The 23,415-nt window shown below is 71.7% G+C and carries 27 protein-coding genes; 3 read left to right on the top strand and 24 right to left on the bottom strand.

Translation table 11 applies throughout. The features are described 5' to 3' along the window. Nucleotides 1-121: 121 nt before the first annotated feature. The 18 genes from ACZ7CH_RS03195 to ACZ7CH_RS03110 form a co-directional block, all read right to left on the bottom strand. Nucleotides 122-679: a TlpA family protein disulfide reductase gene (locus ACZ7CH_RS03195; RefSeq protein WP_360399793.1), complete on the bottom strand. Its 558-nt coding sequence runs from the start codon at nucleotides 677-679 to the stop codon at nucleotides 122-124. Next, entirely contained in the window at nucleotides 676-1,305 is a 630-nt protein-coding gene (locus ACZ7CH_RS03190; protein WP_360399796.1) for a histidine phosphatase family protein, read from the bottom strand. Before ACZ7CH_RS03190 ends, ACZ7CH_RS03195 begins: the two co-directional genes overlap by 4 nt. Continuing rightward, the gene (hemL, locus tag ACZ7CH_RS03185; protein ID WP_360399798.1) at nucleotides 1,302-2,597 is read right to left on the bottom strand and encodes a glutamate-1-semialdehyde 2,1-aminomutase; all 1,296 of its coding nucleotides are present in this window, start codon (nucleotides 2,595-2,597) and stop codon (nucleotides 1,302-1,304) included. Before hemL ends, ACZ7CH_RS03190 begins: the two co-directional genes overlap by 4 nt. Before the next feature lie 11 nt (nucleotides 2,598-2,608). Beyond that, a complete protein-coding gene (locus tag ACZ7CH_RS03180) occupies nucleotides 2,609-3,229 on the bottom strand; it encodes a hypothetical protein (protein ID WP_470373064.1) in 621 nt (206 codons plus the stop codon). Then, on the bottom strand, nucleotides 3,226-3,648 hold the full coding sequence (locus ACZ7CH_RS03175) for a hypothetical protein (RefSeq protein ID WP_470373063.1): 423 nt from the start codon (nucleotides 3,646-3,648) through the stop codon (nucleotides 3,226-3,228). Before ACZ7CH_RS03175 ends, ACZ7CH_RS03180 begins: the two co-directional genes overlap by 4 nt. Further along, the gene (locus ACZ7CH_RS03170) at nucleotides 3,648-4,268 is read right to left on the bottom strand and encodes a hypothetical protein (RefSeq protein ID WP_360399807.1); all 621 of its coding nucleotides are present in this window, start codon (nucleotides 4,266-4,268) and stop codon (nucleotides 3,648-3,650) included. Before ACZ7CH_RS03170 ends, ACZ7CH_RS03175 begins: the two co-directional genes overlap by 1 nt. After that, on the bottom strand, nucleotides 4,265-4,681 hold the full coding sequence (locus tag ACZ7CH_RS03165) for a hypothetical protein (protein ID WP_360399810.1): 417 nt from the start codon (nucleotides 4,679-4,681) through the stop codon (nucleotides 4,265-4,267). Before ACZ7CH_RS03165 ends, ACZ7CH_RS03170 begins: the two co-directional genes overlap by 4 nt. Beyond that, entirely contained in the window at nucleotides 4,678-5,121 is a 444-nt protein-coding gene (locus ACZ7CH_RS03160) for a hypothetical protein (RefSeq protein WP_458430116.1), read from the bottom strand. The genes ACZ7CH_RS03165 and ACZ7CH_RS03160 overlap by 4 nt, the downstream gene beginning before the upstream one ends. Nucleotides 5,122-5,130: 9 nt before the next feature. Next, entirely contained in the window at nucleotides 5,131-5,646 is a 516-nt protein-coding gene (locus ACZ7CH_RS03155) for a hypothetical protein (protein WP_360399816.1), read from the bottom strand. Next, entirely contained in the window at nucleotides 5,631-6,605 is a 975-nt protein-coding gene (hemB, locus tag ACZ7CH_RS03150; RefSeq protein WP_458430115.1) for a porphobilinogen synthase, read from the bottom strand. Before hemB ends, ACZ7CH_RS03155 begins: the two co-directional genes overlap by 16 nt. Nucleotides 6,606-6,684: 79 nt before the next feature. Further along, complete coding sequence (locus tag ACZ7CH_RS03145) at nucleotides 6,685-8,217, bottom strand: bifunctional uroporphyrinogen-III C-methyltransferase/uroporphyrinogen-III synthase (RefSeq protein WP_360399822.1); 1,533 nt, start codon at nucleotides 8,215-8,217, stop codon at nucleotides 6,685-6,687. A gap of 18 nt (nucleotides 8,218-8,235) precedes the next feature. After that, a complete protein-coding gene (hemC, locus tag ACZ7CH_RS03140; protein WP_360399825.1) occupies nucleotides 8,236-9,171 on the bottom strand; it encodes a hydroxymethylbilane synthase in 936 nt (311 codons plus the stop codon). Further along, the gene (locus ACZ7CH_RS03135) at nucleotides 9,168-10,484 is read right to left on the bottom strand and encodes a glutamyl-tRNA reductase (protein WP_360399828.1); all 1,317 of its coding nucleotides are present in this window, start codon (nucleotides 10,482-10,484) and stop codon (nucleotides 9,168-9,170) included. The genes hemC and ACZ7CH_RS03135 overlap by 4 nt, the downstream gene beginning before the upstream one ends. Nucleotides 10,485-10,521: 37 nt before the next feature. Continuing rightward, nucleotides 10,522-11,262: a redox-sensing transcriptional repressor Rex gene (locus ACZ7CH_RS03130; RefSeq protein ID WP_360399914.1), complete on the bottom strand. Its 741-nt coding sequence runs from the start codon at nucleotides 11,260-11,262 to the stop codon at nucleotides 10,522-10,524. 208 nt (nucleotides 11,263-11,470) lie between these two features. Further along, a complete protein-coding gene (locus ACZ7CH_RS03125) occupies nucleotides 11,471-12,940 on the bottom strand; it encodes a molybdopterin-dependent oxidoreductase (RefSeq protein ID WP_458430114.1) in 1,470 nt (489 codons plus the stop codon). A gap of 69 nt (nucleotides 12,941-13,009) precedes the next feature. Further along, nucleotides 13,010-13,906 carry an HAD family hydrolase gene (locus ACZ7CH_RS03120; RefSeq protein WP_360399834.1) on the bottom strand — a complete coding sequence of 299 codons (897 nt, stop codon included), beginning with the start codon at nucleotides 13,904-13,906 and terminating at the stop codon, nucleotides 13,010-13,012. A gap of 221 nt (nucleotides 13,907-14,127) precedes the next feature. Further along, nucleotides 14,128-15,210, bottom strand: coding sequence for a DUF5667 domain-containing protein (locus ACZ7CH_RS03115; protein ID WP_360399837.1), 1,083 nt, complete (start codon nucleotides 15,208-15,210; stop codon nucleotides 14,128-14,130). Nucleotides 15,211-15,264: 54 nt separating this feature from the next. Next, entirely contained in the window at nucleotides 15,265-15,840 is a 576-nt protein-coding gene (locus ACZ7CH_RS03110; RefSeq protein ID WP_360399840.1) for a sigma-70 family RNA polymerase sigma factor, read from the bottom strand. 207 nt (nucleotides 15,841-16,047) lie between these two features. On the opposite strand from ACZ7CH_RS03110, the gene ACZ7CH_RS03105 reads away from it, so the two are divergent. Further along, entirely contained in the window at nucleotides 16,048-17,523 is a 1,476-nt protein-coding gene (locus ACZ7CH_RS03105) for an AMP-binding protein (protein ID WP_470373062.1), read from the top strand. 1 nt (nucleotide 17,524) lies between these two features. Further along, complete coding sequence (locus ACZ7CH_RS03100; protein WP_360399846.1) at nucleotides 17,525-17,761, top strand: glutaredoxin family protein; 237 nt, start codon at nucleotides 17,525-17,527, stop codon at nucleotides 17,759-17,761. Here ACZ7CH_RS03100 and ACZ7CH_RS03095 read toward each other — a convergent pair. After that, complete coding sequence (locus tag ACZ7CH_RS03095) at nucleotides 17,750-18,412, bottom strand: ArsR/SmtB family transcription factor (RefSeq protein ID WP_470373061.1); 663 nt, start codon at nucleotides 18,410-18,412, stop codon at nucleotides 17,750-17,752. The two genes, ACZ7CH_RS03100 and ACZ7CH_RS03095, sit on opposite strands and share 12 nt — an antisense overlap. 56 nt (nucleotides 18,413-18,468) lie before the next feature. Here ACZ7CH_RS03095 and ACZ7CH_RS03090 point away from each other — a divergent pair, with 56 nt between their 5' ends. Continuing rightward, nucleotides 18,469-19,701, top strand: a complete 1,233-nt coding sequence (locus ACZ7CH_RS03090; protein WP_470373060.1) for an isocitrate lyase/PEP mutase family protein — start codon at nucleotides 18,469-18,471, stop codon at nucleotides 19,699-19,701. On the opposite strand, the gene ACZ7CH_RS03085 is transcribed toward ACZ7CH_RS03090, so the two are convergent. The 5 genes from ACZ7CH_RS03085 to proC form a co-directional block, all read right to left on the bottom strand. Further along, entirely contained in the window at nucleotides 19,670-20,629 is a 960-nt protein-coding gene (locus tag ACZ7CH_RS03085; protein ID WP_470373059.1) for a lysophospholipid acyltransferase family protein, read from the bottom strand. The genes ACZ7CH_RS03090 and ACZ7CH_RS03085 overlap by 32 nt on opposite strands. Nucleotides 20,630-20,644: 15 nt before the next feature. Then, nucleotides 20,645-21,682 carry an NAD-dependent epimerase/dehydratase family protein gene (locus tag ACZ7CH_RS03080; RefSeq protein WP_360399858.1) on the bottom strand — a complete coding sequence of 346 codons (1,038 nt, stop codon included), beginning with the start codon at nucleotides 21,680-21,682 and terminating at the stop codon, nucleotides 20,645-20,647. A 263-nt stretch (nucleotides 21,683-21,945) separates the two neighbouring features. Next, entirely contained in the window at nucleotides 21,946-22,047 is a 102-nt protein-coding gene (locus tag ACZ7CH_RS03075; protein WP_015105422.1) for a 30S ribosomal protein bS22, read from the bottom strand. 131 nt (nucleotides 22,048-22,178) lie between these two features. Beyond that, the gene (locus ACZ7CH_RS03070) at nucleotides 22,179-22,391 is read right to left on the bottom strand and encodes a helix-turn-helix domain-containing protein (protein ID WP_053737062.1); all 213 of its coding nucleotides are present in this window, start codon (nucleotides 22,389-22,391) and stop codon (nucleotides 22,179-22,181) included. A 212-nt stretch (nucleotides 22,392-22,603) separates the two neighbouring features. After that, on the bottom strand, nucleotides 22,604-23,413 hold the full coding sequence (gene proC / locus ACZ7CH_RS03065) for a pyrroline-5-carboxylate reductase (protein ID WP_470373058.1): 810 nt from the start codon (nucleotides 23,411-23,413) through the stop codon (nucleotides 22,604-22,606). Nucleotides 23,414-23,415: the final 2 nt, after the last annotated feature.

Below are 23,415 nucleotides of genomic sequence, written 5' to 3'. Positions count from 1 at the left end.
CGTACCCCTGGAGGGCACGCGGGGACCCTACGTACCCCTGAAAAAGTCACGCGGGAGCCCTACGTTCCCCCTGGAGGGAACGCGGGGCCCCCGCGTGACGTGCGAATGCGGGGAGGCGGGGTCACTCCTTGGCGAGTTCCTCCACCACGGGCTTGAGGTCCGACTCCAGCACCGCCTGCAGGAACACCGCCGCGACCCGGTGCTCCTTGTCGAGCACGAACGTCGACGGCACCGAGTTGGGCGACAACCCCTTGAACACGTTGATGAAGCTGCGCCCCGACGGGTCGTAGATGGACGGGTAGGTCAGCTTCCGGACCTTCATGAAGTCCCGCGGGTGCTCCGGCGAGGTCTCCTTCACGTCGATCCCGATGACCTGCGTCCCCGCCTCGTACAGCTTCTGCATCTCCGGCGCCTCGGTGCGGCAGGGCCCGCACCAGGCTCCCCAGATGTTGACCACGACGGGCTTGCCCGCGTAGTCGGAGAGCCGGACCGTCTTGCCGGGTTCCAGCAGCGACTCGCCTTCGAGGCCCTTGAGGGGTTTGCGGTCCGCGACCTCGTAGCGGAGGTTCACCTGGCCACCGGGGGCGACGAGGTAGAAGTCGCCGCCGCCGACCTGGGACGCGTCCTTGCCGACGGTGCAGCCCGAGACGAGCAGGAGCAGCACGAGCAGGCGTTTCATGCCCCGGTCACCCGCGGGTTCGTGGCGCCGGCCGGCTCGGAGTACCGGATGCGCACCAGCTGTTCGCCCTCGAAGTGCAGCGAGGTCAGGGAGGCGAGCGAGCACTCGCGCCTGCGCGGGTCGTGCCACATGCGCTTGCCCTCCAGGAACCGGCGGACGGTCCAGATCGGCAGCTGGTGGGACACGCAGACGGCCTCGTGGCCCTCGGCGGCGACGCGGGCGCGCTGGATGGCGCCGAGCATGCGGTGGGCGATCTCGATGTACGGCTCACCCCAGGAGGGCTTGAACGGGTTCACGAGCTTCGGCCAGTGCTCCGGGGAGCGCAGGGCGCCGTCGCCGACGGAGACCTTCAGGCCCTCGAACTGGTTGTCCGCCTCGATCAGGCGCTCGTCGGTGGCGAGCTCCAGGCGGTGGGAGTCGGCGATCGGTGCCGCGGTCTGCTGGGCGCGGTCGAGCGGGGACGCGACGACGTGCACGACGTCGTGGTCGGCGAGGTGCTCGGCCACGGTCAGCGCCTGCTTCTGGCCGCGTTCGGACAGCTTGAAGCCGGGGATGCGGCCGTAGAGGATGCCGGTCGGGTTGTGCACCTCGCCGTGGCGGAGCAGGTGGACGACGGTGCTGGTCACTTGCGGGCCTCCTTGGCGGCGCGGGCCGCGTGGGGCAGCGCGTCGGCGATCACGGCGAACTCCTCTTCACCCAGTGCGGCGTTGACGAACCACGCCTCGAACGCCGACGGCGGCGCGTAGACGCCGCGGTCGAGCAGGGCGTGGAAGAACGGCGGGAAGCGCCACGTCTCGCACGCCTGGGCGCCCGCGTAGTCCTTCACCTCTTCAGAACCGAAGAACACGCTCACCAGGTTCCCGGCGAACTGCACGCGGTGCTCGACGCCCGCCTCGGTCAGCGCGGCGGTGAACAGCGCGCCCAGGCGGGTCGCGTTGCGGTCCAGCGCCTGGTAGACGTCCTCGTCGGCGGCGCGCAGCGTGGCCAGGCCGGCCGCCACGGCCACGGGGTTCCCGGACAGGGTGCCCGCCTGGTAGACGGGGCCGGAGGGCGCGAGGCGGGCCATCACGTCCGCGCGACCGCCGAACGCCGCCGCGGGCAGACCGCCGGACATGACCTTGCCGAACGTGTAGAGGTCGCCCTTGACCCGCTCCAGGCCGTACCAGCCGGCGCGCGAGACGCGGAAGCCGGTCATGACCTCGTCCATGATCAGCAACGCGCCGTCGGCGTCGCAGAGGTCGCGCAGGCCCTGGTTGAAGTCGGCGAGCGGGGCGACGGCACCCATGTTGCCCGCCGCGGCCTCGGTGATCACGCAGGCGATCTCGCCGGGGTTCTCCGCGAACGCCGCGCGCACCGCCTCGATGTCGTTGTACGGCAGCACCAGCGTGTCCGCGGCCTGCGCGCCCGTGACACCGGGCGAGGTCGGCAGGCCCAGCGTGGCGACGCCGGAGCCGGCCTGGGCCAGCAGCGCGTCGACGTGGCCGTGGTAGCAGCCGGCGAACTTGATGACCTTGCGGCGCTCGGTGAAGCCGCGCGCGAGGCGGATCGCGCTCATCGTGGCCTCGGTGCCGGAGTTGACCAGCCGGACCTGGCGGACCGGCTCGACCCGGTCGACGATCTCGGCCGCGAGGTCGATCTCCCCCTCGGTCGGCGTGCCGAACGACAGGCCGTGGACCGCGGCCTTCTGCACCGCCTCGACGACGGCCGGGTGGGCGTGGCCGAGGATCATCGGGCCCCACGACGACACCAGGTCGACGTAGCGGTTGCCGTCGGCGTCCCACAGGTGCGGGCCCTCGCCGCGGACCATGAACCGCGGCGTGCCGCCGACGGAGTGGAACGCCCGCACCGGAGAGTTGACCCCGCCGGGGGTCAGCGTCGACGCGCGCTCGAACAGGGCCTGGGATCGACTCGCAGTCACGTACCCCAGTCTCACACGTCGGCGTCGGCGGCTTTCCCCGGCCGGGTGCGCGCGGCCAGCACGAGCTGGCGGACCGCGTCGAGCAGCAGGATCGCGGACACCGTGACGGCGGCGACGGCCGTGCCCAGCCAGTTGCCCTCGTAGCGGGTCGAGATCAGCGGGTCGCGGCCTTCGAGCGGGTAGGCGAGCGTGCTGATGCCCCGGTTCCACGCCCAGACGGCGACCAGCACGAGGACGACGGCCACCACCAGCTCACCGGCGGCGATCAGGGCGCGTTTGGGCTGGTGGAGGTCGGGAGCGGGCTGCGTGGCGGGGTACGGGCCCTGCGCGAGGGCCGCCGCGTGGGAGCGCTCCTCCGCGGTGGGCTCGAACTCCTCGGCCAGCTCGGCGGGCCCGCCACCGGCGGGCGCGGGCGACCCGGCACCGGCCGCTCCGGCCGCGGTCGCCCCGGTCCCGGTCGCCCCGGTCCCGGTCGCCCCGGTCCCGGTCGCCCCGGTCCCGGTCGCCCCGGTCCCGGTCGCCCCGGTCCCGGTCGCCCCGGTTCCAGTCGCCTCGGTCCCGGCCGACCCGGTCCCCGGCGTCTCGGTGTCCGACGACCCGGTGTCCGACCTCGCCTCTGTCACGTCGCTCACCCTCTCACGACCTTGAGCAGCGCGGCGACCAAGGCTTCCGGATCGCGCGCCCACCCGAGCACCACGGTGCCGTCGAGCAGCCGCAACGGCACGGCGGTCGTCCCCTTGGGCACCGACCAGCCACCGCCGAGCACCCGCGCCCCGGTCGGCGCGCCCACGTCGCGGAACGCCTCGACCATCGCAACCGGCAGGCGTTCCCGCCCGAACTGCACGTCCTCGGTCGTGAGCCGCACGCTGCCGACCTTGCGCCGCCCGTTGACCCACAGGAACGCGGCCAGCAGCAGCCCGAGGCCCACGATCGTCCACAGCGCGACGGACGCGGGCCCGGTGATCAGCTCGACCAGGTAGCCCGCGACGGCGAACGCCGGTCCCCACACCAGCGGCCACCGGCTGCCGCCGGACTCCTGGTACAGGGGCACTAACGCACGTACCTGTTCGACGCCGGCATGAACTGCAGCACCACGGCCGCGACGGTCAGCCCCATCACCAGCAGCGTCAGCAGCACCCCCGGCTGCCACGAGTCGGCGCGCACGGCGAACAGCAGCGTGCCGATCATGTTCAGCAACCCGAGCGCGCCCAGGATGGTCAGCAGGATTCGCGCCCAGTTCTGCCCGTTGCGCAGCACGACCGCAAACGCCACGTACGGCGCGGCCGCCACGAGCATGCCGAAGCCCGCGAACACCGCGATCGTCGTCACGCCCAGCTCAGCCGCCTGCCGGTCGTCCTCCCTGATCGTCGAGTCACCGATCAGCGCGTCGGCGTTGCCGAGGATCAGCACCGGCAGCACGGCGACGGCGAGGACCGCGGCGGCGATCCAGGTCCACATCGCCGCGGTGATCGTCGCCGGTCGCGGCGGCGCCAGCTCCTGGGGCAGCACCGGGGTCAGCGGTGCCATCGACCAGGCCGGGTTGTGCACCGGCTGCACCTGGTACTGGCTCGTCGGCTGCGGGTACTGGCCGGCCTCGTAGGGCGCCGCCTGGTACTGGCCGGGGTTCTGCCACTGCTCCGGGTTCTGCCAGGAGCCCTGCGGATCGCTCACTCGTCACGCACCTCCGCGAACCACTGTGCCGTACGCGACTGCCACGTGAAGACGATTGCGACGGAGATGAGCAGCAACGTGACCAGGTTCGCCGCGCTCACCCCGAGGAACAGCAGCCAGACCATGTGCACGACCGCGATCACCGACAACGCGATCCGGGCCCACTTCCTGCGGCGCAGGAACGCGCGGGTCAGCCAGGCGTAGGCGGCCGCGAACAGCACGGCGATCACGGTGAGCGTGGTCAGGAAGCTCGTGACCTGCCCGGACGTCCACCTCGTGAGCTCCTGCACCTGCCCGCGCTGGAACCACAGCCCCGCGGTCACGAACAGCACGAACACGGCGATGGCGAGCCACAGCCCGACCGCGGTCCGCACCGTCCTGGGCGTTCCGGTGTCCTCCAGCGGTTCCTTCACAGCGCCTGCTCACGGGTGAGGTAGTCGGTGGACTGGCGGAAGAACAGCAGCGCGAGACCACCCAGCGCGATCACGACGACGACCAGCCCGAGCAGGTTGTCGACGAACAGCTGGAAGAACAGCGCGATCATCAGCGTGATGAACAGGCTCGTGCGGCTCCTGCGCGAGCCCTGGCGGACCCGGTTGCCGAAGAACACCGCCAGCGCGGCCAGCAGCACGTTCACGCCGAGCGCGACCAGCAGCACCGTCGGCACCAGGTCGGCGATCTCCTGCGCGGTGAGCCCCTGGTCGGTGTTCGCCTTCACCTGGGCGTCGATGAGCACCTGCCGGTTGACCCACAGGAAGAGCGAGGTGAGCACGACGAACGCCATGCCGACCACGACCAGCCAGAACCCCGCGGTGATCGTGCCGGGAGCACCCGACCGCTTCGGAGACGTCACGGTCGGAACTTAGGGCCGCAGGAAGTCGGTGTCCACCGCGACGCGCGTCCTGAAGTGCGCGGACGACCGCCACATCAGCACGATCGCGGTGGCGTCCAGACCGGCGGTGACGACCGTGACCACCAGGTCGACCGGCCGCAGCACCACACCGACCTCGGCGGCGATCCCACTGGCCCAGGCGAACACCCGGAACACTCCGAAGAGGACGGACGCGGCGCCGATCGCGGTCAGCACGACGCGGGCCCAGTTCTTCCCGCGTGCCATGGTGTTCGCGAGCCGGGTGTACGCCAGCAGCACGGCCGTGACGATCAGCAGTCCGAACAGGATGCCACCGTTGACGCCGGCGTCGACCTGGTCCTGGCCCATCCCGGGGTTCTGCCGCCGGGCCTCCGCCACGAGCGTCTCGCGGTCGAACAGCTCGGCGACGAACCGCACCATCCCGAGCAGCGCGCTGGAGATCCACAACCAGCGCGCCGCGTTCACGAGCTTCGGGACGGGCGGTGGAGCGGTTACCGGTCCAACCACCGCGCGGCTTCCACGGCCCAGTAGGTCAGCACGATGTCGGCACCGGCGCGCCGGATCGACGTCAGCGACTCGAGGATCGACCGCTCGCGCTCGATCCAGCCGTTCGCGGCGGCGGCCTCGATCATCGCGTACTCGCCGGAGATCTGGTACGCCGCGACGGGGACGTCCGACACCTCGGCGACCGCGCGCAGCACGTCCAGGTACAGCAGCGCCGGCTTCACCATGACCATGTCCGCGCCCTCGGCGAGGTCGAGCTGCACCTCGCGCATCGCCTCACGGGCGTTGGCCGGGTCCTGCTGGTAGGTCTTGCGGTCACCGGCGAGCTGCGACTCGACGGCCTCGCGGAACGGGCCGTAGAACGCCGAGGCGTACTTGACCGCGTAGGCGAGGATGCCGGTGTCGGCGAAGCCCGCGGCGTCCAGGGCGTTGCGGATGAACGCGACCTGGCCGTCCATCATGCCGCTGGGGCCGACGACGTGGGCACCGGCGCGGGCCTGGGCCACGGCCAGCTCGCCATAGGCCTGCAGGGTGGCGTCGTTGTCCACGGTGCCGTCGGCGGCGAGCACGCCGCAGTGGCCGTGGTCGGTGAACTCGTCGAGGCAGCAGTCCGACATCAGCACGGTGCTGTCGCCCAGCTCCGCGCGCAGGTCGACCAGCGCGGCGTTGAGGATGCCGTCCGGGTCGGTGCCGGCGGAGCCGACGGCGTCGCGCTCGGCCGGGACGCCGAACAGCATGATGCCGCCGACGCCCGCCTGCACGGCCTCGACCGCGGCTTTGCGCAGCGAGTCACGGGTGTGCTGGAGAACGCCGGGCATGCTCGTGATCTCGGCCGGCTCGCGCAGGCCCTCCTTGACGAACATCGGCAGGATCAGCTGCCGGGGGCGCACCTCGGTCTCGGACACGAGGCGGCGCATGGCGGGCGTCGTGCGCAGACGCCGGGGCCGGTGCAGTGGGTACATCGCTTGACTCCCTGACTTCAAGAGAGTCGAAGGGGCCACCCAAAGGATCTTGGAGTGGCCCCGACGGCTTCAGTGTCTTCTAGCTCCTGCGCAGACGCTTCGTCTTGCGGGGAGGAGGCAGCGCTCCCTCGGCGCGCAACCGGGCGGCGTGGGCGGCCAGCGCGTCGACCAGCGCGGGCACGTTCGCCTCCTCGGGCTGCACGTCGACCCGGAGGCCGAACTCCCGCGCCGTCTCGGCGGTCTGCGGGCCGATGCACGCGACGAGCGTGCGGGCGTGCGGCTTGCCCGCGATGCCGACCAGGTTCCGCACCGTGGACGACGAGGTGAAGCACACCGCGTCGAAACCACCGGACTTGATCATCTCGCGGGTGTCGGCGGGCGGCGGGGCCGCACGCACGGTGCGGTACGCCGTCACGTCGTCGATCTCCCAGCCACGTTCGCGCAGGCCGGCGGCCAGCGTCTCGGTGGCGATGTCGGCCCGCGGCAGCAGCACGCGGTCGACCGGGTCCAGGATGTCGTCGTAGGGCGGGAAGTCGTTGAGGAGGCCCTCGGACGACTGCTCACCGGACGGCACGAGCTCGGGGATGATGCCGAACGAGCGCACCTTCGCGGCCGTGGCCTCGCCGACGCAGGCGATCTTCACGCCGGAGAACGCGCGGGCGTCCAGGCCGAACTCGCGGAACTTCTCCCACACGGCGCGCACGGCGTTGGTCGAGGTGAAGACGACCCACTGGTAGCGGCCGTCGACCAGGCCCTTGACCGAGCGCTCCATCTGCGCGGGGCTGCGCGGCGGCTCGACCGAGATCGTCGGCACCTCGACGGCGATCGCGCCGTGCGAGTGCAGCCGCTCGGACATCGCGCCGGCCTGCTCCTTGGTCCGCGGGACCAGCACGCGCCAGCCGTACAGCGCCCGCGACTCCCACCAGGAGAGCTTCGAGCGCGCGGCGGCGGCGGCACCGACCGTGACGACCAGCGGGCCGCCCAGGTCACCGGCGTCCGCGGCCGCGGCGGCCAGCGTCGTGTCGACGGTGCGCTGCTGGAAACCGGTGCCCTCGGCGGTCACGGCGACCGGCGTCTGCGGCGCGAGACCGTTCTCGACCAGGTTCGACGCGGCTTCCGCCAGGTGCGAGCCGGTCGCGTGCAGCACGAGGGTGCCGGGGGCGGACGCGAGGCCTGCCCAGTCCGTCACCGCGCGCACGTCGACCTCGGTGTGCACGCCGCCGAGCGCGACGCCCGCGTACGCCGGTACGGCGGTGCCCGCGGGCACGCCGGGTACGACGTCGAACGGGATCGTCGACTTCGCGACGGCCTGCGCCTCCTTGACGACCGAGTCGAGCGTCAGCGGGTCACCCGCGACGAGGCGGACGACCGTGGCGCCGTTCTTCGCCTCGTTCACCAGGTCCTTGGCCACGTCGGCGGACTCGCCGACGGCGGGGCGGACCTCGACTCCCTCCGCCACGGTCGCGAGGACGTCCGAGGGGACGTCCGGGTCGGTGACCACGAGTTCAGCCCTGGTGAGCAAGTCGTGGGCCCGGACCGTGAGCAGCCCGGTGTCGCCGGGGCCGGAGCCCACGAAGGCGATGCGTCCGGGGGTCTTGCGTGCGCGGGTCATCAGGGCACTCCCCATCGATTACGCCTCTGGACCGCTGAGAACCGCGGCCCCGAGGTCGAGCAACTCGGCGGCCAGCGCCCGGCCGAGTCCCTCAGCTTCGGTCAAGTCACCGGTGGCGGACGCGCGGAGGAGATCGTTCTCCGGCGTCGCTGCGACCCCGCGCAGGGAAAGTCGGTACACGACCTTGCCCTCGTCGTCGAGGTCCTCCACCACATCGGCCAGCGCGCCGACCGGCGCGCTGCAGCCCGCTTCGAGCGCAGCCAGCATGGCGCGCTCCGCGGTCACAGCGGCCCGGCTGGCCGAGTCGTCCAAAGTGGACTGGATCAGGTGCTCGGAGTCGACGTCGTCGATCCGGCACTCCACTGCCAACGCGCCCTGTGCGGGTGCGGGAAGCATCTGGATGGGCTCCAGGCTCTCGGTGATCTCGCTCGTGCGACCGAGGCGCGCGAGGCCGGCGCGAGCCAGCACCACGGCGTCGAGGTCGCCGTTGCGGACCTTGCCGATGCGGGTGTCCACGTTGCCGCGCAACGGAACCACGTTCAGCCCGAGGCCGAGGGCCTCCAGCTGTGCCGCACGGCGCGGGGAACCGGTGCCCACAGTGGACCCCGGCGGCAGCTCGCCGAGCGTGAGCCCGTCGCGCGCCACGAGGGCGTCACGCGGGTCCTCGCGCTGCGGCACGGCCGCGAGCACCAGACGGGGATCCGGCGCGGTCGGGAGGTCCTTGTAAGAATGGACGGCGACGTCGATCTCGCCGTTCGCGAGCGCGTCACGAAGGGCCGACGTGAACACGCCGATGCCGATCTGGGCGATGGGCGCGTCGGAGAGGTCGCCCGGCGTCTTGATGACGACGATCTCGACCTGTGCTCCGGCAGCCTTGAGCGCCTCGGCCACGGTCCCCGTCTGGGCGAGCGCCAGAGCGCTGCCACGGGTACCGATCCGTAGGGTGCGGGTCACCGCGTTTCACCATCCACAGAAGCTTGCTTGGTCTGACTGACGGCCCCTGGCGTCTGGGGGTCGAGCCCGAACAGTTCGCGGAGAGCCTCCGCGTAGCCGGTACCACCGGGGGAGGTTGCGAGCTCCTTCACCCGGACGGTCGGCGTGTGCAGGAGCTTGTCTACAACGCGGCGCACCGTCTTGGCCAATTCACCGCGTGTCGCGGCGTCCAGTTCGGGAAGCCGCGAATCGAGGCGGAGCAGCTCGGCGTCGACCACCTCGGCCGCCCGCTTGCGCAGCGCCGTGACGGTCGGGGTGACCTCGGCGGAGCGCTGGGTGGCGAGGTAGGCCTTCACCTCGTCGGCGACGAGCCGGGCAGCCAGCCTGGCGTCCTGTCCGGCCGGGGCGTCCGAGAGGCGCCGCTGCAGCGTTTCCAGGTCCACCACACGAACGTTCGGCAGTTCGGCCGCGGCCGGGTCGACGTCCTTGGGCAGGCCGAGGTCGCACACGACGAGCGGGCGCGAGCGGGCGCTGATCATGTCCGCGCGGACCACCGTGTCGATCGAGCCGGTGCACGCGAAGACGATGTCCGCGAGGTCGATCTCGACGGCCAGCGCGGCGAGGTCGACGGCCGTCGCGGGGACGCCGTCGGCCCGCAGGGACGTGGCGAGGCGCACACCGTTGGCCTGCGTCCGGTTGGCGATGACGACCTCGCCGATGCCCGCCCTGCGCAGGTGAGCGGCGGCCAGGCCGCCCATGGCGCCGGCGCCGACGAGCAGTGCGCGCCTGCCGACGAGGGTGCCCAGCTCGGACTCCGCGTCGCCGAGGGCCTCGGACACGACCGACGCGCCCGCGTGGTCGATGCCGGTCTCTGCGTGCACGCGCTTGCCGACGCGCAGCGCGTTCTGGGTGAGCTCGTGGACGGTCCTGCCGACGGTGCCCGCCTCGTCCGCCGCCGCGTACGCACCGCGCAGCTGACCGAGGATCTGGGACTCGCCGACGACCATCGAGTCGAGGCCGGCCGCGACGGAGAACAGGTGCTCGACGGCAGCGGCGGCGTAATGCACGTAAAAGTGTTCGTACAGCGACTGCGGGTCGACCTGGGCGTGCTGGGCCAGCACGTCGACGACCTCGGACATGCCGCCGTGGAACGACTCGACGACGGCGTAGACCTCGACCCGGTTGCAGGTGGAGAGGACCATCGCCTCGGAGACGCTCGGGGCGGCGAGCAGCTGGCCGAGGACCTTCGGCAGCTGGGGCTCGGCCACGGTGACGCGTTCGAGGACCGGGACGGGTGCGGTGCGGTGCGAGAGACCGACTACGAGCACGCTCATGCACTCACCACGTCTGCCGGAGCCGTCTGGCTCACGCTCACGGGCGAATCACCATCCCGTCCACACCATGTCCGTTGTTGCCTGCCGGGCCGATCCCCGCCGAGACGCCGCCTGCTGCGTGCACAGCCTCGTCCGCACGCCGAGCGACGTGGAACGACAGGATCTGCATCTCGACCGCCAAGTCAACCTTGCGCACCTCGACGTTGTCTGGAACCTGGAGGACAACCGGTGCGAAGTTCAGGATGCACTGCACGCCCGCAGATACCAAACGGTCGCAAACCGACTGAGCGGCGGGCGGCGGCGTCGCGATCACGCCGATCGACACCTCGCGCTCGATGCAAACAGCGGTGATCTCGTCGATGTGGTTGACCGGAATGCCCCCAACAGGCACTCCGACGAGATCGGCGTCCACGTCGAACAGGGCGGTGACCGGGAACCCGCGGCCGGGGAACCCGCCGTAGTTGGCGAGAGCGTGACCAAGGTTACCGATGCCGACGACGGCCACGGAGTGGTTGCGGGTGAGGCCGAGGATGCGCTCGATGTGGCTCACGAGGACCTCGACGTCGTACCCGACGCCCCTCGTGCCGTACGAGCCGATGTAGCTCAGGTCCTTGCGGAGCTTCGCGGCGTTGACGCCGGCCGCCTGGCTCAGCTCCTCGCTGGAGACCGCGGTCACACCCTGGTCCGACATGCCGGACAGGACGCGGAGGTACACGGCGAGCCTGGCCACCGCCGCCTCCGGGATCGCACGCGCGCGCTCCCTGTCGGCGGGCTCCAGAGGGGTGGCGGTCGTCTCACCTTCGCCCCGCTGTGCTGCCACGCGTCCGACCTCCGGGTGTGCTCCACCGCAGGGAGCCCGCGGCGTTGGTGATGCTCACACCGTACCGCTTGTGAACGCATGCACAAAGTCGGCGCTCGTCGGTCGCGACGGCGGTGACGGGCTGTGACCAGCACTTCCTCGGCTCATGATCATTCCGGGTGAGCGCCTACTCGACGGTGAACGTGACCGAGTGCCATCCCGTCGCACCGTCGGGAACGGGGTCCAGGCGCGCCTGGTCCTGGGTGTACCCGGACTTGTCGGTGGCCCGGCACTCGACCGTGTGACTGCCGGGCCGGAGGTCCTCCTCGACCCGCCACATCCGCCACGTGCTGTCGCTGACGTCGGCGGCGAGGACGGCCTCCCGCCACGGCCCGCCGTCGAAGCGGACCTCGACCTTGGCCACGCCCTTCGGCTGCGCCCACGCCGTGCCCGCGACGACGGTCCTGCCCCGGACCTTCGCGAGCCCCCTGGGCCGGTCGATCCGCGACATCGTCTTGATCGGCGCCCTGGTCGCCCAGCCGCGCGGGATCCAGTAGCCCTGGTCCTTGGCGAACGTGGTCACGTTGAGGTCGGTGACCCACTTGGTGGCGGAGACGTAGCCGTAGAGGCCGGGCACGACGAGCCGCGCGGGGAAGCCGTGCTCGGCGGGCAGCGGTTCGCCGTTCATGCCGATCGCGATCATGCCGCGTTCCAGCACGTAGTCGAGCGGGCTGCCCGCGGTGAACCCGTCGTCGCTGGTGCTGAACAGCTGGTCGGCGCCCGCCCGCACGCCAGCCTCGCGCAGCACGTCGCCGATCGGGATGCCGATGAACTTGGCGGTGGAGATGTAGGGGCCGCCGACCTCGTTGGACACGCAGGCCAGCGTGATGACTTCTTCTGTGAGGTCGCGCCTGCGGATGTCGTCGAACGTGAGCACGGTCGGCCGTTCGACCATGCCGTGCACCCGCAGCGACCACTCCTCGGCGCGGAGCCGCGGGACGCTCAGCGCCGTGTCGATCCGGTAGAAGTCGTCGCCGCTGGTGATGAAGCTCGGCGTGCCGTCCCCGGTGAAGTCGGCGCCCGGTGGCGGCTCCGGCGCTGGCGTGGCGGCCTTGAGCTCGCCGATCGCCTGGCGGGAGCCCTCGACGTCGGTCCGGCTGCCGAACAGCTGCCCCGCGACGCCCGCGACGGCCGCGAGCCCGGCGGTGACGAGGAAGTCCCGCCGCGCGCCGTCGTGCTGGGCCTCCCGGTGCAGGTAGCGGAAGACGTAGAGGCCGGCGGCGAGGCTCGCGACCGGTGCGAGGACGCTGAGCTGGCCGACGTCCGGCCGGCTCAGCACGGCCGCGATGCCGACGACGCCGAGCGCGACCGCGACCACCGAGCCGGGGGTGGGGCTGGTGCGGCTGAGCAGGCCCGCCGCGACGCCGACGCCCGCGAGGACCAGCGCCATGCCGGTGAGCAGCACGAGCTTGTCGTAGGTGCCGAACGTGGCGACGGCGAAGTCCTTGAGCCACGACGGCGTGAGGTCGATGGCGGCGTTGCCGACCGCGAGGTACGGCGAGGCGCTCAGGCCCACGAACGCGGCCACCAGGTGCCCGGCCGCGAGAGCGGCGATGACGGCGAGCAGTCCCGTGAGAGCGGCCTTGGCGGGCTTCATGCCTCTCATTCGACACCGACCCGGCCCCGGTTCGCACGGCCCGTAAGGGGTCGGTAATCAGCCCGCGGGCTACCTGACCCGGCGCCGCCACGCCATCGTGGCCGCCACGGCACCCGCCAGCGCACCCACGCCCAGCACCGACGGCACGCCGATCTTGGCCGCCTTGCGCCCGGTGCGGAAGTCGCGGATCTCCCAGTCCTTGCGGCGCGAGATCTCCCGCAGCTGCGAGTCGGGGTTCACCGCCACCGCCGTGCCGACGACCGAGAGCATCGGCACGTCGTTCGACGAGTCCGAGTAGGCCGTGCACCGCCGCAGGTCGAGCCCCTCCTTGGCGGCCAGCGACCGCACCGCCTGCGCCTTGGCCTTGCCGTGCAGCAGGTCGCCGACCAGCCGGCCGGTGTAGATGCCGTCGGCCGACTCCGAGACCGTGCCGAGCGCACCGGTGAGCCCCAGCCGCCGCGCGATGATCTGCGCCAGCTCGACCGGCGTGGCGGTGACCAGCCAGACCCGCTGCCCCGCGTCGAGGTGCATCTGGGCGAGCGCCTGCGTGCCCTTCCAGATCCGGTCGGCCATCAGCTCGTCGTAGATCTCCTCGCCCAGCGACACCAGCTCGGCGACGCTGCGCCCGGCCACGAACGACAGCGCCTGCTCCCGCGAGGCCTTCACCGACTCCGGGTCCTCCCGCCCGCCGACCCGGAACTTCAGCTGCTGCCAGACGAACCCGGCCAGGTCCGACGACGAGAAGTACTTGCGCGCCGCCAGCCCACGCGCGAAGTGGAAGATCGACGCGCCCATCATCATCGTGTTGTCGACGTCGAAGAACGCGGCCGCCGTCAGGTCCGTCGGCACCGCCAGCGAGGCTTCGAGCTCGGGCGCGGCGGCAGCGGCGGCCACGGCCGCGTCGGCTGACGCCTCACCCGCGAGCTCGGCCAGCCGGTCGCTCTGCACCTCACGCTTGCCTGCCATGTGACCAGCCTAGCGATCTGGTCCGGTCGAAAACGCCCGACTGCGCCGAAGCGGATTCCATGTCGTGCCGGAACGAGACCTGGTGGGTGACGGGTGGCGGGTGGTGCCGAACGGGCGGCGACGCCCGGCGGACCAAGCCCCCGGGCCGCCTCCTCCCGGCGGCCGAGCGCACCCCGGCAGCACGCACCGCGCCGGCCCCGGCCGGCCGGCGGGCGGCCGGGTCAGCCGAAGCTGATCCCCGGCAGCAGCGGCAGCGAGATGCTCGGCAGGGGCAACGGCAGCGGGATCGTGATCCCCGGCTTGCCCGACGTGGGCGGCGGGGTCGTGTCCGGCTGACCGGACGGCACCGGCGGCGTCGAGACCCCCGGCAGGCCGGGCACCGCGGACTGCGTCGGCTGCACCGGCGGCTGGCCGGACGCGGACGGCACCGGCCGACCGGACGGCGTGGGGGCCACCGGCGAGCGGCTGGGGGTGGTGCTCGGGGTCGGCGCCGCGGCGCACGCGTCCTTCGCGGGCAGCGGGCCGAGCGGGTCGGAGGTGCCGCTGACCACGTCGGGGCAGGCGGCGCGGGCGGCCAGGTCGTGGGCGCGCTGGGCGATGGAGGCGAGCAGCCACATGGTGGTGTCAGCGTGCTTGCCGGCGTCCTCCGGCAGGCGGGGGCGCAGGACGCCGAGCTTCTCGTACTGGTCGAGGGCCCAGTCGCGCAGCGAGGGCAGGACGGTCTTGTCCGCCACGGTGCCGTACGCGGTGAGCTGGCGCGCGCCCTCCACGGCGTCGGCGTCCAGGTCGGCGAGGGCGGTGAGCTGGCTCGCCGAGTCGGCGCCGCGGTCGGCGAGCGTCTCCATCTCGGTGACGCGCGAGGCGGCGAACTCCAGGTGCTTCAGCGCGCGCGACTCGTCGTCGAAGGTCAGGCCGAGCGAGGCGCCCTCCGCGGTGCGCTTCACCCCGTACAGCGGGTCTCCCGGGAGCGCGTCACGGCTGAGCAGCACGCTCATGCCACCGAGTGACATCAGCAGGCACAGCACCGCGGCGGCGGCGACCGCCATCCGGCCACGCGCTCCCACGCGTCTTACCGACAGGAGCACCGGCGCTTTCTCCGGTGGCGGCGCGGTCAGGACGCGCTGCCTCATCCGCTCGCGGGTCGCGGCGTCAGGGCCGACGTCCAGGCCGCGCAGCAGCTCGACGACCGCGAGCTCCTCTGCGAACGAGTCACCCCCGACCGGCTGCGGACCGCCTTCCACGGCACGGGCGAATCGCTCGTGCTCCGTCTGCCGCCACCGCGGTGTTCTTCCCTTGCCGTCCATCTCAGCCCGAGTAACGAAGTTGATCTGCTTTGGGTTACGCGTCTGCGATCGCGATCACCGCAACCACGACGGGAGGATCTGTGCGAGCCGCCGGACGGCTCGGTGTTGCAACGCCTTCACGGCGCCCTCGTTGCGGTCCATGAGCTCCGCGACCTCGGACACCGACTTGCCCTCGATGAACCGCAGCCGGATGCACTCCTGCTGGTCGTCCCCCAACTGGGAGACGCAGCGGAGCAGCTCCGCGTTGGTCGCCTCGGTCATCACCTCTTGCTCGGGGCCGCTGGTCTCCTCGCGGTTGTCCTGCAGCTCCGCGGTCGTGACCTCCAGCCGGTAGCGGCTGGACTTCACGTGGTCGTACACGATGTTGCGGGCGATCGTGACGAACCAGGCGCCGACGTCACGGCCCTGGTAGCTGACCGACCCGATGCTGCGCAACGCGCGCAAGAACGTCTCGCTGGTGACGTCCTCGGCGAACGCCCGATCGCCGCCCACCCGGAAGAGGACGTAGCGGAACACCATGTCGACGTACTTGTCGTAAAGCACTCCGAACGCGTCGGTGTCACCCTCTTGGGCGGCCTTGACGAGCTGCCACGGCTCGTCGCCTGCGTCGTCGTGCTGACCTCCCGTCATGGTCCGGGTGGTCCTGATCGTCGGTCGTGCCCGCGCGGTCATCGGCTGGCGGCACCTCCACAGAGTCGCCGTGGCGGCAGCATACGTGTTGTTACTCCGTAGTAGGTAGTGGACCGATTGTGATGTGGAGACGCACCAACCGCGTATTCGTGACGCCGCCGGCGCGTGGAAGACTGCTCGGAGCGCCCAGTTGTTCATGAGGAGGCCATGGTGACTTCCGCTCGCAATGTCGCAGATCTGGTTCGTGCCTCGGCACAGCGGGGGCCGGGCCACGTCGCACTGGTCGACGTCACGAGCGGGTTGAGCCTCACGTGGGAGACCATCGACGGCGCGGTCGACGCTTTCGCCCGCCGTTTGGCCGATTCTGGTCTGGAAACCGGCGACCGGGTGGCGGTACGGCTGCCCACCGGGCCCGAGTTCGTGGTCGCCGTGTTCGGCGTCCTGCGCGCGGGCGGTGTCGTCGTGCCGACCGGTCCCGGCACCCCGTCGCGCGAGCTGCAGCGCATCCTGGCCGACTCCGGGGCCGCGTTGCTGGTCGGTGACGGCGAGGGGTCCGACGCCACCGTGCTCGACCTGCCGGACGTGCGGGCGACCGCGGAACCGTTCGAGGCGGTGGGCGGCGGCGAGGACCTGGCGGTGCTCGGCTACACCTCCGGCACGTCCGGTGTGCCGCGCGGCGCGATGCTGTCCCACCGCGCGCTGCTCGCGAACGTCGCCCAGTGCGCCTCGCTGCGCCCGGCGCCGGTGACCGCGGGCGACCGGGTGCTGCTCGCGCTGCCGCTGTTCCACGTCTACGGCCTCGGACCCGGTCTGCTGCAGGTCGCGGGCGCGGGCGCCACGGCCGTGCTGCTGGAGCGCTTCGACCCGGCCGGCGCGCTGGACGTGATCGAGCAGCACCGGGTGACCACGATGGTCGGCGTGCCGCCGATGTACCGGGCGCTGCTGGCGCACCCGGTCGAGGTGCTGCGCGAGAAGCTCGCCACGGTCCGGCTCTTCACCTCGGGCGCGGCGCCGCTGCCCGCCGGGGTCATCAACGAGATGAAGACCGCGCTCGGCATCCCGGTCTTCGAGGGCTACGGCCTCACCGAGACGGGCCCGGTGCTGACGTCGACGCTGGTCGGCGGCACGCCGAAGCCGGGTTCGGTCGGCAGGGCGCTGCCCGGCGTCGAGATCCGGCTGGTCGACACCGACGGCTCGGTGCTCGACATCGACGAGGACGAGCCGGGTACCGGCCTGGTGTCGGCGAAGGGCGACAACCTGTTCTCCGGCTACTGGCCGGACGGTGCGCACGGGCCGGACGCGACCGGCTGGTTCCGCACCGGCGACGTCGGGTTCATCGACGCCGACGGTGACCTGCACCTGGTCGACCGGGCCGGTGACCTGATCATCGTCAACGGCTTCAACGTCTACCCGCACGAGGTCGAGCAGGTCCTCGGCGAGCTGCCGGCCGTGCTGGAGGCGGCGGCGGTCGGCGTGCCGGACGAACGGACCGGCGAGTCGGTGAAGGTCGTGATCGTGCTGCGCGACGGCCAGGAGCTGACCTCCGACGAGGTCGTGGCGCACTGCGCGGCCCGGCTCGCGAAGTTCAAGGTGCCGACGTCGGTGGAGTTCGCGGACGCGCTGCCGCACTCGCCGACCGGCAAGCTGGCCCGCGCCGTGCTGCGCCGGCCGTTGGGAGCCTGACATGCACCACGTGACCGTCATGGGCCGCAAGGACTGCCACGCCTGCGAGGTCGCCGAGGCCGAGATCGCCCGCATCTGCGGCGAGGCCGGCGCGACCTGGTCGGTGGAGGACGTCGACTCGGACCCGGAGTGGCGTGCCGAGTACGGCGACCAGGTGCCGGTGTTCCTCGTCGACGGCGTCGAGCACGGGTTCTGGAAGGTCGAGGAGGACCGGCTGCGCGCGGCGCTAGCCGAGTAGGCCCAGGTCGCGCCAACCGTGCTCGCCCCGCGAGGTGAGCACGACGGCGCGGCTCGTGCCGATCCGCCTGACCCAGCCCCGCCGGAGGAACTCGCCGCACAGGTGGGCCCCGGCGGCTCCGGCGACGTGCGGGACGCGTTCGGTCCAGTCCAGGCAGGCCCTGCTGACCTGCCGCTTCGAGGGTTCGAAGCCGAGCTCCCCGAGCCAGGCCAGGCCGTGCCGCGTCACGGCGAGGTCGGCGGTCAGCACGCCCAGCCCCAGCAGACCGGTCTTGAGCGCGATGCCGAGCTGTCCGGCGAGGTGGTCGTAGCAGGTCCGGCCACGGGCCAGGGCCTCCGACGCCGCCGCGGCCCTCAGCGTGCGCGGCTTCTCCCCCGGCCCCGCGAACGCGGTCATCGACTCCAGCAGCTCGGCGACGTGCGGTCCTGCCAACGAGACGTACCGGTGCCGGCCCTGGCGGTGTTCGGCGAGCAGACCGCCCTCGACGAGCCGGGTCAGGTGCTCGCTCGCGGTCGACGGCGCCACACCCGCGTGCCGGGCCAGCTCGGTCGCGGTCCAGGCCCGGCCGTCCAGCAGCGCCGAGCAGAACGCGGCCCGCGTCCGGTCCGCCAGCAGCGCGGCCACCTGTGCCAATGCCTCCACGACGGCCATTCTGCGCCTGCGACGATTCGGTCAGCGCCGAACCGTCCCGGCCCTAGCCTCGTGACATGACCGAAGAGCCGCTGAGCCTGCCCGTGCCCAGCGTCCCCGCAGGTGAGAGCGGGGTGGCGTGGCTTCGATCGCAGGTCGTCCGGTTCAGCGACGGCCCCGAGCACACCCGCCGGCGCGCGCTCACGACCGCGTTGCTGGAGGGGGTCGACGCCACCACGCTCGACGAGCTGGCCGACCGGGTCCTGCCGGGCGCGCCGGCCGACGTCGCGGAGATCGCGCCGAGCTACCAGCCGCACGAGCCGATCACGGCGCAGGCTGACGCGGCCGTGGAGCGGCTGGTGGCCCGGCACGGGCGCACGGAGACCACCGCGGCCCGGATCGGGCTCTTGGTGCAGGCCTGGGCGGCAACGCGGGCGTTCGCCGACCACCTGACAACCGGTGATCGGACGCCTCCGGTCCCGCTGACGCGCCGCCAGAGCGCGCAGGGCGTGGTCGAGGTCGACCTCACCGCCCACCCGTTCGGTCACGGTGCCCACGCCTGCCCCGGCCGCGAGCTCGCCACGAAGATCGCGAAGAACATGGCGTTCAAGGCGCTGCACCACCGCGCCGAGCCGTTGCTGCTGCCGAACGCCTGGGACCACGCCACCGGCGTCGCGCTCCAGGAAGCCGGTTACCCCGCCGTCGGCACCACGAGCTTCGGGGTCTCGGCGGCGCACGGCGTGCCCGACGCGTCCGGACTCGCCAAGGAGCACACCCGCGCCTTGGCCCGGCTCATCGGCACGCTGCCGTGCCCGGTCACCGCCGACGTCGAGCACGGGTTCTCCGAAGACCCGGACGAGGTCGCCGAGTACGTCGCCTCGCTCGGCGTCTCCGGGATCAACCTCGAAGACGGCCGCGGCGACCACCTCGCCGACCCGGCCGATCAGGCGGAACTGGTCGCGGCGGTCAAGCGGCGGACGCCGGGCGTGTTCGTCAACGCCCGCGTCGACACGCACTGGCTCGGCATCGACGCGACGACCACCGAGGTGCTGCGCCGCGCCGAGCACTACCTCGCCGCCGGCGCCGACGGGATCTTCGTGCCGAGGCTGCCGCTGCCGGGCATCGCGACGTTCACCGCCACGTTCGACACCCCGCTGAACGTGCTGGCCGGCGAGCCGGTGCACCGCCTGGCCGACCTCGGCGTGCGGCGGATCAGCACGGGCTCGCAGCTGTTCCGCGCCGCCCGCGCCGCGACCGTCGAGACGGCGAACGCCCTGCTCAGCCCAGGAACACGTTCCGGCGCTGCGTGAGCAGCCGGTAGAGCGTCTGCTGGATCGTCTCGCGCACCTGGTCGGTCAGGTTGAACACGAGCATCGGGTCGTCGGCCGCGTTCTCGCCGAAGACGTCCGTGCGGATCGGCTCGCCGAACTCGATGTACCACTTCGACGGCAGCGGGATCGCGCCCAGCGGCCCCAGCAGCGGGAAGAACGGCGTCACCGGGAAGTACGGGAACCCGAAGAGCCGGGCCAGCGCCTTGATGTCGCCGATCATCGGGTAGATCTCCTCCGCGCCCACGATCGAGCACGGGATGATCGGCGTGCCGGTCTTGAGCGCCGCCGCCACGAACCCGCCGCGGCCGAAGCGCTGGAGCTTGTAGCGGTCCTTGAACGGCTTGCCGATGCCCTTGAAGCCCTCCGGCCACACGCCCACGAGCTCACCGGACGACAGCAGCCGCTCGGCGTCGGGGTTGCAGGCCAGCGTCTGCCCGGACTTGCGGGCGAGCGCGCCCAGCACCGGCGTGCGGAACACCAGGTCGGCGCCCAGCATGCGCATGTGCCGCTGCGCCGGGTGCTCGGAGGCGATGCCGTACGACGTCATCAGCGCGTCGAGCGGCAACGTGCCGGAGTGGTTCGCCACGATCAGCGCACCACCGGCCGCCGGGACGTTCGACATGCCGATCGTCTCGACCCGGAACCACTTCTCGTACAGCGGCTTGAGCGGCGGCATCAGCACGTTCTCGGTCAGGTCCTTGTCGAACCCGAACTCGTCGACCTGGTAGTCGCCCGCGATCCGCCTGCGCGCGAACGACAGCAGGTCGGTCAGCCGGCGTTCCCAGTCCGGCACCCCGGACTGCTGCTGCGCGGGCTCCGGGACCACCTCGACGTGCCGCGCTCTGCGTGCGGCGTCGCGTTCCGGGTCGTGCAGCGGGATAACGCGCGCTCCTGCCACTGCGTTCATCTCCTCAGGCAAAGATCAGCGGAAACGGGCGGCCGCGTCGAGGATTCCCCGTTCCGCGGCGTCCACCGTCTCGGGATCGACGAGCGGCTTGAGACCCCGGCCGCTCACGTAGTCGTCGAACGCCTGCTGGGTGGTCCACCGCGGTGTGAACCCGAACTCCCTCTTCAGCAGGGTCGTGTCGACCACCCGCCCCCAGTTGAGGAACCTCATCTGGTCGGGTGAGAAGTCGACGAGCCGGGCGCTCCGGAAGAAGCCGCCGACTGTGGGCACGGCCGCGCTGGGCACCGGCAGGGCCAGCCTGCCCGCCCTGCGGATGGCCTGCGACAACAGCAGCACGCCGTCGCCGCCCACGTTGAACACGCCCGGCAGGTCGTGCAGCGTCGCGCGTTCGAGGACAGCGAGGGCGTCCTCGGAGTGCAGCAGCTGCACGCGCGCGTCGTAACCCAGGACCGTGGGCACGACCGGGAGCGCGAAGTACCGGGTGAGGACCGTGTCGATGCGCGGTCCGATGAAGTTGGTGAAGCGCAGGGTCGTGACGTTCACGTCCGGCCTGCGGCGGCCGAACCCGCGCACGTACCCCTCGACCTCGACCGCGTCCTTGGCGTACCCGGACGACGGCAGGTCCTTCGGGCCCATGTCCTCGGTGAACACCGCCGGGTCGCGCGAGCTGGACCCGTACACGGCGCTCGTCGACTTCACCACGAGCTTGCGCACGTTCGGCGACTTCTGGCACGCGGCCAGCAGCTGCATGGTGCCGATGACGTTCATCTCCTTCATCGCCGTGCGGCCGGTGGGCCCGGCCGGGTTGGCGGTGACGGAGGCGTGGACCACCGTGTCCACGTTCGCCGTGGCGATGACCTTGCTGATCAGCGGGTTGCGGATGTCCGCCCGCACGAACTCGGCCCGCCCCATGCGGCGCAGCAGGTCACGCGGCGGTGGCTCGGTGTCGACCCCGAGCACGCGCTCGACGTCCGGGTTCGCGGCGAACCGCGCGGCGAGGTGGCCGCCGAGGAAGCGGCTGACTCCGGTGACGAGGACGACCTTGGGCGTCATGCGACTCCAAGCAGACGGGTGGTGCGATTGGTCGATGCTACAAGCCCGGCCGACGAGCCCAGGGAGCCGGAACGCCGTCTTGACGCAGGTCACGCAGCCTTTACGGCCCAATCACCCGATCGGCGGCGACCGTTCCCGTGTTTCCGGGCAAGCGTCTCACTGGGTGAAATTCCGTGCCAGTGCAACTACCGGGCGTGCCGGAAAAGCAGCCACCGCCGGCCCCTGCGAGAGGGACCGGCGGTGGCGAGAGCCGCACATGGGCCTTACTTGCCGCGCTTCCTGCGCTGGACGCGAGTCTTGCGCAGCAGCTTGCGGTGCTTCTTCTTCGACATGCGCTTGCGGCGCTTCTTGATGACCGAGCCCATGCGGGATCCTTAGCTCTAGACGTTGCTTTTACTGGCGCGCCCCAGCCTTGGCCGTGTCAAGCACGGCGCGCCGGTAAGCACGATCGGCCTGCCAGTCTACCCGCTGGGGTTCGCCAGTCCTGCAACGCCCTTCAGCCGGCGTCGAAGTACGCGTTCTCGAGGTAGGCGTGCACCGCTTTCTCGGGCACCCGGAACGACTTGCCGACCCGCACAGCGGGCAGCTCACCGGAGTGCACCAGGCGGTACACGGTCATCTTCGAGACCCGCATCATCGAGGCCACCTCGGCCACGGTCAGGAACTGCACCTGAGCGAGACCTGTTCGTTCGTTCTCCTTCGCAGACATGCATCACCGCATCCTTCGACACGTGTCGTGCCGTCGGTCTTCCCCACCGACGGTTCGACACGCACGTGCTGCCCTGAGAGTAGCGGGACTGGTGTGACCACTGCGACGACCAACCGGTCAGTCTTGATGTCACGCGGGAGTCCCACGTTCCCCTGAGGGGCACGCGGGGCCCCCGCGTGCCCCAGGAGAGTACGAAAGCTCCCCGCGTGCACTCAGTCCTCGTGCTGGCGGCCCAGTTCGACGGAGCGGTCGCGGGCCGACTCGATGGCCGCCAGCAGGGCCGCGCGGACGCCGTGCTTCTCCAGCTCGCGGATCGCCATGATCGTCGTGCCCGCCGGTGACGTGACCGCCTCGCGCAGGATGACCGGGTGCGACTGGCCCTCCGCCAGCATCGTCGCGGCGCCCACGGCCGACTGGATGATCAGCTGCGAGGCCAGGTCACGGGGGATGCCGAGCAGGATGCCCGCGTCGATCATCGCCTCGACGAGGAAGAAGAAGTACGCCGGGCCGGAACCGGACAGGGCGGTGACGGCGTCCTGCTGCGACTCGGGCACCACCGCGACCTTGCCCACGGTCGACAGCAGCTCCTCGACGACCTTGAGGTGCTCGGGCGTGGCGTTGGACCCACCCGAGATGGCGCTCATCGCCTCACCGACGACCATCGGCGTGTTCGGCATGACCCGCACCACCGGCGTGCCCTCCGGCAGCCTGCGTTCGAACAGGGCGGTCGGCAGCCCCGCGCACAGCGACACGACCAGCGCGCCCGGCTTCAGCACCGGCTTGAGGTCGACCAGCAGCGGCTCGATGTCCTGCGGCTTGACGGCGACGATGAGCACGTCCGCGCTCGTCGCCGCACCGGCCACCGTGGTGCCCTCGATGCCGTACTGCTCGGTGAGCGAGCGCGCACGGGCCTCGTGCTTCTCGGTGAACATCAGATCGGCGGCCGGACGACCGCCCTGCAGAAGCCCGGACAGCAGCGCCTCACCGATCTTGCCCGCGCCGAGCACCGCGATCTTCGTCATCG

The organism is Lentzea sp. NPDC037011, assembly GCF_055607425.1.
This window is presented reverse-complemented; position numbering and strand designations above follow the sequence as displayed.